The sequence below is a fragment of the Bartonella sp. AP258QHHD genome, from assembly GCF_042196145.1.
GTDB lineage: Bacteria > Pseudomonadota > Alphaproteobacteria > Rhizobiales > Rhizobiaceae > Bartonella.
This window is the reverse complement of the sequence record NZ_JBHIPR010000077.1, coordinates 89,015-105,524: the sequence shown is the minus strand read 5'-3', so window position 1 is coordinate 105,524 and position 16,510 is coordinate 89,015. Positions and strand designations below refer to the sequence as shown.

Here is a 16,510-nt window from a genome sequence, read left to right as displayed (position 1 = left end):
TTTCATTTGAGGTAAAGTCTTTACATTCTTTGCCTGACTATTAGAAAACCTTTTACATGTTTTTTTATAATTTTGGAAGATGGAGGCAATATTTTTATGGCAAAACTATTTATCCAAGTCTTTAAGGCTCTATTGAGCTTCAATTTCTGAAGCTTCGTAAAAGTTTTTATAGTACGTATGTTCTATTCTCGAGCTAAGAATTATCCAAAAAATCACCGTCAACTTGATTTTTATCAATATGACACAAGGAATTTATATGAGCTCTTGTAAGAGTAAGTATAAAGCTAGCCATATTATTGTTGTTGTTTTGCAAAGAGATTAATAAAAATCCGGAATATCTCTCAATCCATAGCCAATTTATTGACAACTGTACAACATTCTTATTCTAAATAAAGCTTTTTCTTATTCTATAACTTGTCAATCAAAATCCAGATTTAATGCAATCGTGTATTTGAGGTAAATATTGAGACGATTAAGAATTTTATAAGAAGTTCTAGCTTTTGTATGCCAGATTAGGGCAAGAGTTATATCTGTTTGATTTATTTATGAACCCGGAATACAGTCTTATTTAGAAAGAATATGAAGGCATCCAAAGAAAATTCCCATCTTTGCTGTTAATCCAATTTATAATTTCAAAAGCATCTAAAGTAATATCTTTTAAACCATGGAGATAGTGCATTGCCTTACTTTTGTTAATTGCACTCTCTAATAGGAGTATGCTTTTCATGCCAAACAGAACACTTTAAACAGCATATACTTTTTGTTGCATATTCATGTACTTAAGAGAGATTGCTTAACGTACACTACATCCATTCCATGATAGAGCTCATAAATGATATAATATACGCGAATAGTATACTATTAACGCCTTTGTGAAGAAATATAAAGCCTGTTGAGTATCATCATGATTATTCTTTCTCAGCTGTCAATATTGCGCCAGTTTTTGATACGAGAGAGAGAGGATATAAGAAGTATTTTATTTTTTCTTGAATAGTTTTTAGACATACACCGATCTCGTTTGTGACTGGCAAGAAGATGACTTTAATCGATTTAATATGAGAAGCTTTATGATGAGGTAAAATTACGTTATTCGGAGCTGTTATTCAAAAAAATAATAAATTATCTATAGAGCGGTGCGCTAGAAAATAAATAATAAAGCTTATTCTCTTATGGAAAGAATCTTAGGTTACATGACAAGATTTTTCCATAAGTAAGAGTTTTTACTTTACATGTTTAAAGAAGAGTTCCTGACAAAATGAGAGAAGCTACAGAAAAATAGATTATAATGCCCATGACATCTACTAAAGTTGCCACAAAAGGAGCAGAAGCACTTGCTGGATCAAATTTTAAACCTTTAAGAATAAAAGGCAACATAGATCCAGAAAGAGAACCAAAGGTAACGATTCCAACTAAAGCTGTACCCACTGTTGTCGAAATAGCAATCCAATGTTGGCCATAGTCGTAGATACCTAGTTTTTGCCAAAGAGCAATGCGCGTAACACCAATAATTCCTAGTAAGAGACCAAGGGATAGTCCTGTTGGAATTTCACGAATGATCACTTTCCACCAGTCTTTCAACGTGAGTTCACGTAAAGCCAATGCACGGATAATAAGGGATGTAGCCTGTGAGCCGGAATTTCCTCCTGAGCTCATAATGAGAGGTATGAACAGTGTAAGAATAATCGCTTTTTCGAGTTCTGTTTCGAAATGTTGCATAGCGCTTGCTGTCAGCATTTCACCGATAAAGAGTAAAGCGAGCCAGCCTCCGCGTTTTTTCATCATTTCAGGAAACTTAATTTGCATATAGGGCTTATTAAGTGCTTCCATACCCCCAAATTTATAGGCATCTTCATTCATTTCATCGACCATAGTATCAAGCACGTCATCAACGGTTACAATGCCAATGACATGGTTACTTTCATCAACTACAGGCACAGAGAGAAGATCATGGCGCTGGAAAAGGCGTGCGATATCTTCATGATGTGTGAAAGGTGATATTGTAATGGGCGAGTCATGGGTAGGGACATTAAGAATTTGTTCATCAGGTGAGGCAAGAATAAGGTTACGCAGGGAAACAGCTTTGAGAAGAGTACCTGTTTTGGGGTCAATTACATAGCTGGTATAAACTGTTTCACGTGTTCGCTCGACCTCACGAATGTGATCCAAAGTTTTTTGTATGGTCCAGTTTGAAGGAACGGCTATAAACTCTGTTGTCATCAGTGCTCCTGCTGTATGATCAGGATAACTGGTGAGTTTTTTAAGTTCAGCGCGCGTTAAGGGGTTAAGCAAGGCATAAAGTCGTGTACGGGTTTCCTTATCCATTTCTTGAAAGACGTCTGCAGCAGCATCGGCAGACATGCCATCAAGAATTTCAACAGCACGATTTATAGGGAGAAGTTCTAGGATGGCAGCAGGTTGCTCAAGCTCTGGTTTATCAAAAAGTTCGATAACATAATCAAGAGGCAGAAGACTAAGAATAGTTACACGTTCCATGATATCGAGCTCATTGATGATATCAATAGAGTCTGCAAAATGCTGGTTCTTTAACTTTTCAGCGAGAGCTTCAGGAGAAAATTTTTTGAAGTCGAAGGCCGTTTTGATTTCAGTCATGATAAAGTACCTCCTGAAGAGTTGGAGAGTTGTAAATCTAGATAATAGATGAGATAAAAACAAAAGTTTATGGAAGATTTAAAAAAACTCCCCAGCTATATTCCCAATTGTTAATATTTGAAGTAAAGTCAAGGATAAATTATAAGTTATAAACAAGTTTCTGAATCACTAAAACGAGAATACAGCTTAATTTGAGGATAATATAAAAACGTAAATGTAAAAATCAGTTCTGATTTTACCATCATTTCTTTAATGTAGTTTGCGATTTTCAAAAGAATCTAAAGCAATATTTTATAAAGAGTGGAGATTATGCTTTTCTCCAAGTGTTTTTGTTAATATGCAATTCTATTGTGATGTGCGAGCGAATAATCTTTATTGCTTCAATATAATATGGTTTGAATGAAAGAACTTTACGATTTTCAGGTTTTTTTATTCAATAGGGTTTTGAAAGGTAGTTTTGAAACTCACGAAATAGTTTTAGTATGTTATCAATTTGTGTCGTAAAGATAATTGTTACAGTTTAAATTTATAATGGAGACATAAAGTATTATGACAAAAGCAGCAGTGCTGGACTGGAAGGGATTTTTAGGTCTTCCTGATTTTTCTTCTATAAGTGACGAAGATTTTAAACCCGCTTTTGAACAGGCACTTCAAGAAGCAGAAGAAGAACTAGAGGCAATTGCGATGGTGCAAGAACCACCAACGCTTGAGAATTTTTTGCAGCCTTTTGAGCTTTGCGGCAAAGCGCTTGATCGTGTCTGTTCAATATTTTTCTTACGCACCAGTGCTCATACGAATGTATTAATTCAACAGCTAGAGCAAGAGTTCGTTGTAAAACTTTCTCGTTATTCTTCAAAAATGATGATGGATGCGCGGATATTTGCGAAAATAGATATGCTTTATAAACAGTCGCAGTTGGGCACATTTGAGAGTGAAACAACACGTGTTCTTGAATTATGGTGGAAAAAGTTTGTTTGTCATGGGGCAAAACTCGATGAAAAAGCTAAGAAACGGCTTTTGGAAATTAATGAAAGACTTGCTTTTTTAAATGCTACTTTTGGACAAAATGTCTTAAATGATGAAGCTGAATGGATTCTGTTTTTAAAACAAACAGACTTATCTGGTTTACCGCAAGATCTCATTGCTTCAATGAAGGAAATTGCGTGTGAAAGAGGCAATGAAGAAGCGTATGCATTAACACTAGCACGTTCGATTGTTGAACCTTTTTTAAAATTTTCTGATCGTCGTGATTTGCGTGAGGTTGCATTCCAAGCTTGGGCTAAACGTGGTGAAAATAATAACAAGAATGATAATAAAACAATTATTGTAGAGATTGTTGCGCTTCGAGATGAGCAGGCTAAATTATTGGGATATAAATCTTTCGCAGATTTGAAGCTCGATAATACTATGGCTAAAAGTGTTGATTCCGTTATGGATTTGCTTATGCCTGTATGGAAGCGCGCAAGAGCGAAAGCTTCTACTGAGCAAATTGACTTACAAAATTTTGCCAACAATCAGGGCAGCAATGAATCTTTAGCTGCTTGGGATTGGCGTTATTATGCTGAAAAGCTTCGCACTGAAAAACTTTCTTTCGATAGCGCTGAGATTAAATATTATTTTCAGCTTGATCTTATGATTAAAGCGGCTTTTGGGGTAGCCGAAAAACTCTTTAGCATTACATTTGAAGAAAAAAACGCTGTTACACTTTGGCATCCTGATGCACGTTTGTGGGAAGTAAAAAAGTCTGATGGAAGTCTACTTGGGCATTTTATTGGTGATTATTTTGCACGTTCTTCAAAACGCTCCGGTGCGTGGATGAGTAGTTTGCAATCACAACATAAATTGGATGGCGGACAAAAGCCTATTATCTACAATGTTTGTAATTTTGCTAAACCACCTAAAGGGGAAGTTGCTCTTTTATCACTTGATGATGCACGTACGCTTTTCCACGAATTTGGACATGCATTGCATGGTTTGCTTTCTGATGTCACATGGCCATCTGTGTCGGGAACATCTGTTTCACGTGATTTTGTTGAGCTACCTTCTCAACTTTACGAACATTGGTTAACAGTACCAGAGATATTAAAATCTTATGCTATACATACAAAAACAGGCCATCCTATGCCACAAGAGTTGATAGATAAAGTCTTAGTAGCACAGACATTTAATGCAGGATTTTCTGCCGTTGAATTTATCTCATCAGCTTTAGTGGATATGGCTTTTCATCAAGGCGAAACAGTCACTGATCCAACAGTGTTTGAACGCCAAGAATTAGAAAAGCTGCAAATGCCTGATACAATTATTATGCGTCATCGTCCCCCACATTTTATGCACGTGTTTGCGGGGGATGGTTACGCATCTGGTTACTATTCTTATATGTGGTCGGAAGTCCTTGATGCTGATGCTTTTCAAGCTTTTGAAGAAACGGGAGATGTTTTTAATTCAGAGCTTGCTGATAAGTTGAAACGTTTTATTTACTCCGCTGGAGGAAGTCGTGATCCAGAGGAGCTTTATAAAGCTTTTCGGGGACGAATGCCTTTACCAGAGGCAATGATTAACAAACGTGGACTATAAGATATAACGGTATGGTTAACACCATGCCGTTTTCATATTATTCGAAAGGTACAGTTGCGATTTATGCAAATTTTCTCTTCATTATAGCTCTGTAAACAGAGTTTTTTATCTTATTCGCTTTTTGTTTATAGAGGAAAATAGATTTTGTATTTTAAATAGACATTATGGGAAAGAAAAATTATCAGCTCGATCTTTTTGATGCCCATTTGGTGGAAACCATGATTTTTTTATAAAACTTGACTTTCTTTTGCCTAAAAGGTGAGTGTTTTTTTGTGCCATATCATCGAGGCTCATTGGAGGCTGACGCATAATTTTACTCCGCTCTTGATTCTCTGATTCTTGTATAAGTTTTTGAATAACTTGATCGGTTGAGTAAGAATTTTCATGAGAAAAGGCATAAAAATTTGAAATATTTTTCAATGGTTTTTCTAAATAAGAGGCAAGTTTTTTCTTTCCTTCAGGGGTGAAATGCATGCCATTATTGGTGCGTAATTTGGTTATTTTTCCATTAATATCATAGCCTGAAAAAGAAAAATTTCCTGTCTCATCACTAAAGCCGCTCCAGATATCGAGAAAATACCCTCCTGCTGTTTCTGTTTCTTGTTTATAGAGCGCATTAAAAATTTTCATTTTTTGTGTCAAAAGATCATTTCCAAAAGAAGGCTGACCTATCCATATCCATGATTTTCCAGAGGCGTGAAGACTTTCAGTAATTTCGATAATTCTTTGTTTGTAGATGCGTATCCATTCTGACTGATCTGTGTTAATCATGTTATGAGAGTCTGTGATGGGTTGATTATCATTTGCACCGATCATCATGATAATAACATCGGGGCTATTTTGATCAATGAGTTTAGAAATATTGCTTTGCCAAGAATAATAATCCGTTCGAACTAAGCCGGAAGCTGGCATTGTGTTGTTCATGATAACGATATCGCTATTATTTATAAAAAATTTCTTAAGTGCATCAGCAACAGCAGAAGCTGCAAAATCCCCTATGACAAGAATGCGCTTTGCATTCTCATTTTTTAGCTTTTGTATGTTTTTTTGTGTTACGATCTTTTTTTGCGGCTTGTCTATTTTTTGTTCTATAATTTGCGGTGGCTGCTGTGTCTGTTTGTTTTGTTGTGACAACCATTTGAAGAAGTTCGTTGCTTTACTTGGGGATGGCTGTAAGATCCCCACAATAGAAAGTGAAAACAGCAATAATGTCAAGTATATCAGGCGAAAAGAAGACAAAAATTTAGTCTCCCTTATTGTTTGCGAAGGAGAAAAAGCACTTGAGATGATGGATATCCATTTGCTTTTAGACCGTGACGCAGTTGAAAAGCTTTAATTGCTTTGCGAGAAGCTGTTCCGATTTTTCCATCAACATTCCCTTTATAATAGCCCAGTGCACTTAAGCGAGATTGTAGTTCTTTACATTCCTGGAAAGTAAGAGGTTGAAAAGGTCTTTGCCAATCATTTACCAATCTAGGATGTCCAGCAATGCGATCAGCAAGAAGGCCAACAGCAAACGCATAACGATCTGCATTATTATAATGTTTCAGAACAAAGAAATTTTTTGTGACTAAAAATATAGGTCCTTTTGCTCCATCTGGATATTTTAATATTGCTTGTTCAGCTGATGTAGGAAGAGGGTGCCCATTTGCGTGTTTTACACCTAATTTTTTCCATTGTTCAAAGGAATACCAGCCTTCAGGAAGGGTTTTCCCCTGCGGCACTTTTACCTCTACTCCCCAAATAAGATTAGGTTGCCAGCCATTTTTGTGGAGAAGGTTAGCAGCAGTAGCCAGAGCATCTGGAACAGAGTTCCAGATATCACGCCGTCCATCTTGGTCCATATCAACTGCATAGGCGAGATAACTGCTTGGAATAAATTGTGTATGCCCCAATGCACCGGCCCAAGATCCAGTGAGTTGAGAGCGTTTAATTTCGCCACTTTGTAGAATTTTCATAGCAGCAATCAGCTGTGTATATGCATATTTTGCACGTTTTTTATCAGCATAGGCTAAAGTTGCAAGAGAGCGAATGGTATCACGCATTACACTTTTATTAGCTAAAACCTTCCCATAGTTGCTTTCCATTGACCAAATAGCAAGCAGAATATTGCGATCAACACCAAAACGTTTTTCAATTTGAAGAAGCCATTTGTTCCATTTTTGAGTTTGGCGTCGTCCTTCCTCAATTGCAATATCATGGACACGATTATCGAAATAGTTCCATGAAGGAGCAACAAATTCCGGTTGGTATGCGGCGCTTTTTAGAACTTCTGGATCAATGGCATTAACACCTTTAAACGCCATATGAAACGTAGAGGGGGTAATATTGTGAGCAATAGCTATTTTTTTAAATTCTTTAATCCAGTGTTTAAATCCGCTATCAGCATATGAAAGGGGTGCAAAAAACATTAAAAAAGCAGAAAAAATAACGGCAGAGCCAGTGAGAAGAGTTCTCCAAGCTATTGACTTCTCTAAAAAAGAGAAAGTCTTCAATTCTGTTTTTTGCATTTTGAAATCCCCATTAATATTCAATTCATTAGATGTGCAATAACTTTATTTTGTATTTAGTTTAATCGATAATATGATCAAGAAGAGGAAAAAACTGAAATAAATAATACGTTTTAATCCCTTCAATAAATTCTCAGACTCTTTTTACATTTTTATTGCTCATTATAATGATAATCAAAACAATAAGATATCTTTTTTACCATTTCGTAAAAACATATGATAAATAAAACAAAAAAGTTATATGAATTCATTGAGGAGGGTGAGTGTGCGTAAAATCCGGAAAGCAGTATTCCCAGTAGCAGGTCTTGGTACGCGTTTTCTTCCTGCGACAAAAACGATTCCTAAAGAAATGCTAACAGTTGTTGATAAACCTGTTATTCAATATGTTATGGATGAGGCGAGGGAAGCTGGTATTGAGCATTTTATTTTTGTAACTGGACGTAACAAAGCCGTTATTGAGGATTATTTTGATGAGCAAGTTGAATTATATACGACACTTGCTGAATGTGGAAAGAAAGAAGATCTTGCACATTTATACCGTTTACAGCCATTACCAGGGTCAACTTCTTTCACTCGGCAACAACAACCTTTGGGATTAGGGCATGCTCTTTGGTGTGCACGTGAATTAGTTGCAGGGGAACCTTTTGCTTTGTTATTACCGGATATGTTGATACAAGCGAAAAAGGGCTGTCTTTCTGAAATGATGAGCCTTTATGAAAAGGTGGGTGGGGGAAATATTATAGCAGTTCAGGAATGCGATCCTAGAGAAACACATAAATATGGTATTGTTGGGAAAGGCAAACAGATTGCAAATGGTTTTGAAATCACAAAAATGGTAGAGAAACCAGCACAAGGTACGGCACCATCAAATTTGTACATCAATGGACGTTATATTTTGCAGCCAGAAATTTTTAATATTCTTTCCACTCAAGAACGGGGAACAGGAAATGAAATTCAATTAACAGATGCTATGATACGGCTTTCAAATGAGCAAGATTTTTGGGGTTTGCAAGTAAAAGGGCGCACTTTTGATTGCGGTTCTAAAGCTGGTTTTATTGAAGCCAACGTTGCATTTTCTTTGGCACGCGCTGATATGCACAGCCACGTTTCTGCTTCATTGAAAAATTTACTAGAAACCATTAATGTCGAAAAGTGATATAGATCTCTCACTTAATTTTATTGATCGAATTTGATTATGACAATATCGTCTCCTCATATGGCTTTGCAAGGTGCAGTAGCATCAGCGCTTAAAACACTTGCTAGTGAAAAGCAGGGGCTTGAAGCTCTTGAAAAAGCTCTTCTGGAAAGTCTTTCTTCTTCTTTTGAAGCGGCTGTTCAAACTATTAGAAATGCTCGTGGACATGTGGTTATTACTGGTCTTGGAAAAAGTGGTCATATAGGGACAAAAATTGCAGCAACCTTAGCCTCAACTGGAACACCTGCCTTTTTTGTTCACGCTGCAGAAGCCAATCATGGTGATCTTGGTATGATTGGCTCTGATGACGTTATTCTTGCTTTATCATGGTCTGGTGAAACTCAAGAGTTAAGTGGTATTATAAGTTATGCGGCGCGTTTTCGTATCCCCCTTATTGCGATGACATCAAGTAAGCACTCTGTGTTAGGACGACAAGCTGATATTGTACTATTATTACCAAAGATAGAAGAGGCTTGCCCCCATGGTTTAGCCCCTACAACTTCAACAATTATGCAATTGGCAATGGGAGATGCATTAGCGGTTTCTCTTTTAGAAATGCGTGGTTTTACCGCAACGGATTTCAAAATATATCATCCTGGTGGTTCTCTTGGTGCAAGCCTTAAATACGTGTGTGATATTATGCATGAGGGTGATAATATTCCTTTGGTTATGCAGGGAACAGCTATGACTGAAGCGATGAATGTTTTGGTGGAAAAACATTTTGGTTGTGTTGGTGTTGTGAATCAAGAAGGTGAACTAATCGGAATTGTAACTGATGGCGATCTTGCACGTAACATTCATTTTAATTTATCAAAATTTAATGTTGACGAGGTGATGACCAAAGCTCCTAAAGTTGTAAAGCCAAATACACTTGTTGGTGCAGCAACAGCTTTTATTAATGATCATCAGATTGGTGCATTTTTTGTGGTTGAAGATAAAAAACCGATAGGAATTGTTCATTTTCATGATCTTTTGCGCATTGGCGCTGCTTAGATTAAGCTTCCCTATCAAATAAAATGTTATTTTAGGTTGAAATAGATTGAATGATACAAAGTTACAATTTTATTGTGAGGTGGCTTTACTGATATTTTGTGGAAGAAAATGATTATTTTACGCATTTCATAATGTTTAGAAAATTTTCAGGGTAAAGATTATACTAGCCTCTTTGCGTATTTTAGAGAGGATTTTCTATCAGGAGGAGAAAGGATATCGCCTCCTGCTTAATGTGTGTGCTCCCTCTGTTCTTAAGAGAGGTTTCCCTTGTACTTTGTTAAGATTTCCGCTTAAGGAAAAACTGTGCTCCTGTATGTGAGGTGCAGAGAAGTTGTGTGGCGTCATATGACATTGTACAATTGACTCTAGAAATTGTTCCACGGAGAATAGAGCGTATTTCAATTTCTATATTTTGGGCATTGAGATAATTATATGCTCCTTCTGATAGTTTTTCTTCTGTATCTGCTGCATGCGTTTCAAAAACACCATTGTGGAAAGAAGAAATAATACCATTCTCATCAACCCATTTTCCATCAATTCCAGTTGGCATATTTGAGTTATAATATCGCGAAAAGTTACAGGCACTTAACAGCAAGGCGGTAATTGTAAGACATAAAATATGATAGGTATGTTTCATTTATTGCACTCTATTTAGATTATTTTGCTCTCTAGTTTCTATAACATTATTAAATTACCCCATGAGTCAATATGAAAAATTTGATAAAAATCAATGAAAAAGCAAAAAAATGGAAAAAAATGCCTTAATGTTGTATTTAATTGACAGCTTGATGAATTTCGTAAGTGAAACACAAGAGGTAAAATATTTCTTATGGTTTACAACAATTTTTATATTAAGCTGCTAAGTAGTCTCAAAGGAGATTATTGACATTATGGTTGGTCCCATTCTTGTTGCGAGTGAAGATTATGGAAGACGTATAGAACTTTCTTCTATGCTGCGAGGTTTTGGTTATCGTGTCATTGAAGCAGAAAATGGTCTCCGTACGATTGATCTTTTACACAGGCGTAAAAACATTGTGCTTGCACTCCTTGATGTCGTTATGAGTGATTTGAGTGTGAGCGATTTGATTAAAATGATTAGAGTTGCTGGTGTTTCTGTTCCTATTGTCGTTATAGCACAACAAGAGAATCAGCATTTACTCCAGAAAGCTTTAACAGCTGGAGCTATTGATTATTGGATCCATCCAGTAACATTATTACGTGTAAGAGTTACTTTGGATATCCTTGCTCTTATTTCTGCCTTGGAGCATGAGGTTCGAGATATTCGGCGAAAAAAAGAGAATCATTTACGGTTTTCTGATCTTTGCGTAAAAAGTAGAGCTATGCAGATAGTATTAGAACAATCGAGACAAGCAGCAACTTCTTTACAGAATCTTTTGATAGAGGGAGAAGCTGGAACAGGACGTGAGACATTAGCTCGGATTATTCATCATGAGGGATTATTTTCGGAGGGTGTTTTTGTTCGCTTTCAATGTTCAGCCATCGTTGATCCAGAAGAAGAAAATCAGCAGTGGTTTAAAGAATTCCTACCATTGGTTTCTTCTCTTGAAAAAGGGACACTTTGCCTTTGTGATATTGATCGACTTGAGCCCATACAGCAAAAACGGTTTGCTCATTACCTTAAAGAAAGGGAAAGGGATACAAAAGGAGATTTTTTTCCTTTTCGGATCATCGCTATTTCAACATCGCGTTTAAAGGACTTGGTTAATGAGAACTTTTTTTTGCATAGTTTGTTTGAACAATTTTCTCACTTGTCTATTAGCGTTCCTGCTTTACGAGAATTAAGGGATGATTTTCCAGAGATCACACAACGTTTGATTGATCGCATTATCACAGAAACAGGGCGATCACATGTCCATGGTTTAGCAGGCTCTGCTCTTTCCTTGCTTATGCAGTATGATTGGCCTGGCAATAGAAATGAGCTTGAAACCTTTTTATTTCGTGCGATTTTACTCAGTGAAGGACCGTTATTAACTGTTCGAGATTTTCCGCAATTAATGGGAAATTCATTAATGAATGTTCCCAATATCATTGAGGGTAATATGCAAGAAGATAATGAGCAAGAATCGATAAAATTTTTGAATACTGATGGGCATGTACGTACTTTTGCAGAAATGGAGCATGATATTATAGAGAAAGCGATTAAACATTATAAAGGACATATGAGTGAGATTGCGCGTCGCCTTCATATTGGTCGCTCTACACTTTATAGAAAAATGGAAGAATTGAGAGCAATAAGAAATCAAGAACGAAAGTAAATTCATAACAAATTTCTCTTCATGACAAGCAAGCGTTTCAAAAAATAGAGTGAATTTTGATAAAGTCCGTGGGGGAAAGCTGAAGAAAACAATCATTTATTGTAAAATTTATCTATAGTGGATGATTTTGTTGATTTAAATCAAATATAAATTTTATGTGACTATTTTAATCGTTTGTTTCAATTTATACAATTTTAGTTAAGTTTACATTTATTAAAACAGAGAAGCATTTTTAAAAACTTTTAAATACTACCGCTAAAATTTTTGTATCATCAATATTAAATTTATACTCTCTTAAGCAAGAAGTGGCATTTTATCTGCTATACGATTAAGATAAAGTGATTAGTGTTATCGTTTGCATTACTGATGATGTGATAGTTTAAAATAGAAAGTTTGCCCTCTTTGACTCTTTTACAGATTGTTATTGGTTTTGTCCTCTTTTTTTTTTTATTGCATCTATGTTGGCAATCTACACCTATGGGCGTTTTGTGAAAAATGCTAGGGGAAAATGTTCTTATGCGTTACCTCTTCAGAAAGATGAAACTAAGCTTGATCGTATCGTCAGTCAATTAGCTGAGAAAGAAAATGGATTGGGGATTGATAAAGATGCCCTTTCCCTCATTATCAGCAATTTGGATGCGTTTTGTGTTCGGGCAATAGGAGCTGCAGAGGCTGGGCGTAGCCTTGATCTGATGTATTATATTTGGGATGATGATTTAACGGGGCGCCTATTATTAAGTGAAATAGTTGAGGCAGCTGATCGAGGGGTTCGGGTACGGCTTCTTTTGGATGATATTAATGCTCAGGCACGTGATCCAGCTTATATTGCGCTAGATAAACATCCTCACATTGAGGTGAGAATGTTTAATCCAGGGCGATCGCGTAAAGGTGGTTTACGCCGTGGTTTAGAAATTATATTACGGGCAATTACTGTAACACGTAGAATGCATAATAAAGCTTTTATTGTTGATGGCAGGGTCGCTTTTGTAGGAGGACGTAATCTTGCAGATTCTTATTTTGATGCTGGTAAAGAATCCCATTTTCGAGATTTAGATTTGATGTTAATCGGTCCTTCTGTTAAAAAGGTAGAAAGTATCTTTGATGATTTTTGGAATAGTGCTGTTGTTTTGCCAATTCATACTTTGGTTGTTCCTAAAAGCGCAAGTGATCTTAGCTATTGGAAAGATAAATTACGAAAGTTTCGTGATTCCAAAGTTGCAAAAGTTTATTTAGATTATGTCAAAGAGCACATTAACTTTAATTGTTTTATCCAAACAGGAAAGCGGTTATTTTTAGCAGACAAAGTTGTTGTTCTTTCTGACCCTCCAGAAAAAGCATTGCGTAAAAAAGCAAGTAATTGGCTTATGAAGGCACTTTCAAAGGTTATTGGAAATGCCCAAAAAACGGTTCAGATTACGTCACCTTATTTTGTTCCTGGTAAGGTTGGCACGCAGAATTTTAGTAATTTGGTTTCAAAAGGTGTTGATGTCAAAATTCTGACAAATTCTTTAGCAGCTACTGATGTAGCATTAGTGCATGGTGGTTATGTACCTTATCGTAAGGCATTGTTGAAAAGTGGTGTTAATCTTTATGAATTAAAAGCGGAAGGCAATACTCATGGGTTACGATTGTTTCGATCGAGTAAGGCAAGTCTACATGCCAAAGCTTTTTTAATTGATCGTAAAACAGCTTTTATTGGATCTTTAAATTTTGATCCAAGATCAGCATCATTAAATACAGAAATGGGCATTCTTTTTGAATGTGCTCCCATTACAGCAAGATTAGATTTGTTGTTTTCTGAAGAAACCACAGGGGAAATGAGCTATCATCTGCGTCTTGGTGATAATAATCGTATTTATTGGGATTTTATTGAAAATGAAAAAAAATATAGCATTGACTATGAGCCAGAAAGCAATTTTTGGCGTCGCGCATTTGCAAAAATAATAAGTTGGTTACCTATTGAATCACAATTGTAAATTTTTATAAACCACACTTAAAAAAAATATTTATTTTTCTTTTCATTTTGTTTGTAGCATGGCATAATTTTTTGCCAATCTACCATGTATGAGAACCGCAGTTGTATTTTAAAGCTTCTTGCGGTGTTTTATTATAAAAGGAATTTTGATATGGCAAAGATTGTTGAAACGGGGACAGGTGCATTGGCACTGACTTTTGATGATGTACTTTTACAACCCGGTCATTCTCTTGTTATGCCTAGTCAAGTGGATCTCAGTACGCGCATTGCAGCGGATATTAAGCTCAATTTGCCATTGCTTTCTGCGGCAATGGATACGGTAACAGAATCGCGTTTGGCAATTGCTATGGCTCAAGCTGGTGGTCTTGGGGTTATTCATCGTAATATGTCTCCTGCAGAGCAGGCAGAAGAAGTTCGCCAAGTAAAAAAGTTTGAATCTGGTATGGTTGTTAATCCAGTCACCATTGGACCAGATGCAACACTTGAAGAAGCAAAATCTTTGATGCGCTCTCATGGTATTTCCGGTATTCCGGTTGTTGAAAATGGTGCTAAAGGTGAAACTGCTGGACGGCTTGTTGGCATTTTGACAAATAGGGATGTGCGTTTTGCATCGGATCCTAAACAAAAAATTTATGAATTAATGACGCATGAAAATTTAATCACAGTGCGTGAAAATGTTCAACTCAATGAAGCGAAGTATCTTTTACATCATCATCGTATTGAAAAATTATTAGTTGTGGATGAACAGAATCGTTGTGTCGGACTGATAACAGTTAAGGATATTGAAAAAGCAAAATTAAATCCAAACGCTGCCAAAGATTCACAAGGTCGCTTGCGTGTTGCAGCTGCAAGTAGTGTAGGGAACGATGGGTTTGAGCGGGCTGAACGATTAATTGATGCAGGCGTTGATATTCTAGTAATTGATACTGCACATGGACATTCTCAGCGTGTATTAGACACTGTTGAGCGTATTAAAAAAATGACGTTTTCTCCAGCTATTATTGCTGGTAATGTGGCGACTGCTCAAGCAACACAGGCTTTGATTGACAGTGGTGCGGATGCTATAAAAGTTGGGATTGGTCCTGGTTCTATTTGCACAACGCGAATTGTTGCAGGTGTTGGTGTTCCTCAGCTTGCAGCCATTATGAATGCTGCAGAAGTTGCTGAAAAAGCGGGCATTCCCGTTATTGCTGATGGGGGGATAAAAGCTTCGGGTGATTTTGCTAAAGCCTTAGCAGGTGGGGCTTGTGCTGCTATGATTGGCTCTCTTTTAGCGGGTACAGAAGAAAGTCCTGGCGAAGTTTATCTTTATCAAGGACGATCCTTTAAAGCTTATCGCGGCATGGGATCTGTTGGTGCTATGGCACGAGGATCGGCAGATCGCTATTTTCAAGATGATGTTCGTGATGAACTTAAGTTGGTTCCTGAGGGTGTGGAGGGGCAGGTGGCTTATAAAGGTCCTATAGCATCAGTTCTACATCAGCTTGCTGGTGGACTTCGTGCTTCGATGGGGTATGTTGGAGCAAAAGATCTCGTAGAGTTTCGTGAAAAAGCAACGTTTGTACGTATTACGAATGCGGGACTCCATGAAAGTCATACGCATGATGTTTCTATCACACGAGAGAGTCCAAATTATCGTGGGCCAGTTTAAAGATACAAGAGCCTAATATCATATTGCATAAATATAAAATTTGCCGAGAACAAGAAAGAGAGACTGCGCTTTTTCTGTTTGTAATTTGGTGTAATAATCCCAAAAAGGAAAGAATTAGAGGTTAAAACTCTAATTCTTTCTGTTAAGACTATATGAAATAAGTTATATAAAATTAGAATTAACTTTTTGTTGTCTTCCGTCCAGTCTTTGACGCACGTTGGCGAGTGTTTGTCTGATCACTTTGAACGGATTTCTTTCCGTTGTTTGAGGGCATTGTATTATGACGGCTTTTAGACGAAGTTGTTTTTCCATTATTATAAGTCATTATTTTCTCCTTTAAAATTGTCTGGCAGTTGCCATTAGAGTAAAAACGGTCATGCCAAATAGTGGTTCCAAGCATTTTCTAAAAAGTTAATTTTTTGTTGAACGTAAGATAAGCTTGTTTAATTTTATGAGAAGATTTTTTCTATTGTTCAGACAATCCTCGTAAACTTTATTTTACGCCAATAAATTAAAGAGTTTGTTTTTTTCGTAATGCATGGCGGAAATAAGTTTTTTATGGATGGCTACGTATCTTTTAGTATAAGAGGTAGAAGGATAAAAAACGAATGGGCAGAAGATGAAAGGAAAAATTTAGATACTCTAAATTGGATCTTATAAAAAAGTATGATCAGATCGTTTTAAGATTGAATGTAAATTTTTTATGGCGTTGAGAAGGTTTCATTG

The 16,510-nt window shown here is 36.5% G+C and carries 10 protein-coding genes and 1 pseudogene; 6 read left to right on the top strand and 5 right to left on the bottom strand.

Features of this window, described 5'->3' with window-relative positions; all coding sequences use genetic code 11:
• Positions 1 to 1,233: 1,233 nt before the first annotated feature.
• Positions 1,234 to 2,610 carry a magnesium transporter gene (gene mgtE / locus ACFIMM_RS08725; RefSeq protein ID WP_375627668.1) on the bottom strand — a complete coding sequence of 459 codons (1,377 nt, stop codon included), beginning with the start codon at positions 2,608 to 2,610 and terminating at the stop codon, positions 1,234 to 1,236.
• A gap of 549 nt (positions 2,611 to 3,159) precedes the next feature.
• On the opposite strand from mgtE, the gene ACFIMM_RS08720 reads away from it, so the two are divergent.
• Positions 3,160 to 5,184 carry a M3 family metallopeptidase gene (locus ACFIMM_RS08720; protein WP_375632269.1) on the top strand — a complete coding sequence of 675 codons (2,025 nt, stop codon included), beginning with the start codon at positions 3,160 to 3,162 and terminating at the stop codon, positions 5,182 to 5,184.
• Positions 5,185 to 5,346: 162 nt separating this feature from the next.
• Here the strand turns inward: ACFIMM_RS08720 and ACFIMM_RS08715 are convergent, their stop codons facing one another.
• The gene (locus tag ACFIMM_RS08715; RefSeq protein ID WP_375668325.1) at positions 5,347 to 6,423 is read right to left on the bottom strand and encodes an SGNH family hydrolase; all 1,077 of its coding nucleotides are present in this window, start codon (positions 6,421 to 6,423) and stop codon (positions 5,347 to 5,349) included.
• A gap of 14 nt (positions 6,424 to 6,437) precedes the next feature.
• Positions 6,438 to 7,694, bottom strand: a complete 1,257-nt coding sequence (locus tag ACFIMM_RS08710; RefSeq protein WP_375613280.1) for a lytic murein transglycosylase — start codon at positions 7,692 to 7,694, stop codon at positions 6,438 to 6,440.
• Between the two features lie 265 nt (positions 7,695 to 7,959).
• Here ACFIMM_RS08710 and ACFIMM_RS08705 point away from each other — a divergent pair, with 265 nt between their 5' ends.
• Complete coding sequence (locus ACFIMM_RS08705; RefSeq protein ID WP_375613281.1) at positions 7,960 to 8,850, top strand: UTP--glucose-1-phosphate uridylyltransferase; 891 nt, start codon at positions 7,960 to 7,962, stop codon at positions 8,848 to 8,850.
• Positions 8,851 to 8,889: 39 nt separating this feature from the next.
• Entirely contained in the window at positions 8,890 to 9,882 is a 993-nt protein-coding gene (locus tag ACFIMM_RS08700; protein ID WP_375613282.1) for an SIS domain-containing protein, read from the top strand.
• Between the two features lie 277 nt (positions 9,883 to 10,159).
• On the opposite strand, the gene ACFIMM_RS08695 is transcribed toward ACFIMM_RS08700, so the two are convergent.
• Positions 10,160 to 10,519: a hypothetical protein gene (locus ACFIMM_RS08695; RefSeq protein ID WP_375611849.1), complete on the bottom strand. Its 360-nt coding sequence runs from the start codon at positions 10,517 to 10,519 to the stop codon at positions 10,160 to 10,162.
• Between the two features lie 253 nt (positions 10,520 to 10,772).
• Here ACFIMM_RS08695 and ACFIMM_RS08690 point away from each other — a divergent pair, with 253 nt between their 5' ends.
• The 3 genes and pseudogenes from ACFIMM_RS08690 (at position 10,773) to guaB (ending at position 15,784) form a co-directional block, all read left to right on the top strand.
• Positions 10,773 to 12,158: a sigma-54-dependent transcriptional regulator gene (locus tag ACFIMM_RS08690; protein WP_375611848.1), complete on the top strand. Its 1,386-nt coding sequence runs from the start codon at positions 10,773 to 10,775 to the stop codon at positions 12,156 to 12,158.
• Between the two features lie 402 nt (positions 12,159 to 12,560).
• A pseudogene (locus tag ACFIMM_RS08685) lies at positions 12,561 to 14,134 on the top strand (phospholipase D family protein).
• A gap of 150 nt (positions 14,135 to 14,284) precedes the next feature.
• The gene (guaB, locus tag ACFIMM_RS08680) at positions 14,285 to 15,784 is read left to right on the top strand and encodes an IMP dehydrogenase (RefSeq protein WP_375613284.1); all 1,500 of its coding nucleotides are present in this window, start codon (positions 14,285 to 14,287) and stop codon (positions 15,782 to 15,784) included.
• Between the two features lie 178 nt (positions 15,785 to 15,962).
• On the opposite strand, the gene ACFIMM_RS08675 is transcribed toward guaB, so the two are convergent.
• Positions 15,963 to 16,109, bottom strand: coding sequence for a hypothetical protein (locus tag ACFIMM_RS08675; RefSeq protein ID WP_273722522.1), 147 nt, complete (start codon positions 16,107 to 16,109; stop codon positions 15,963 to 15,965).
• Positions 16,110 to 16,510 lie beyond the last annotated feature (401 nt).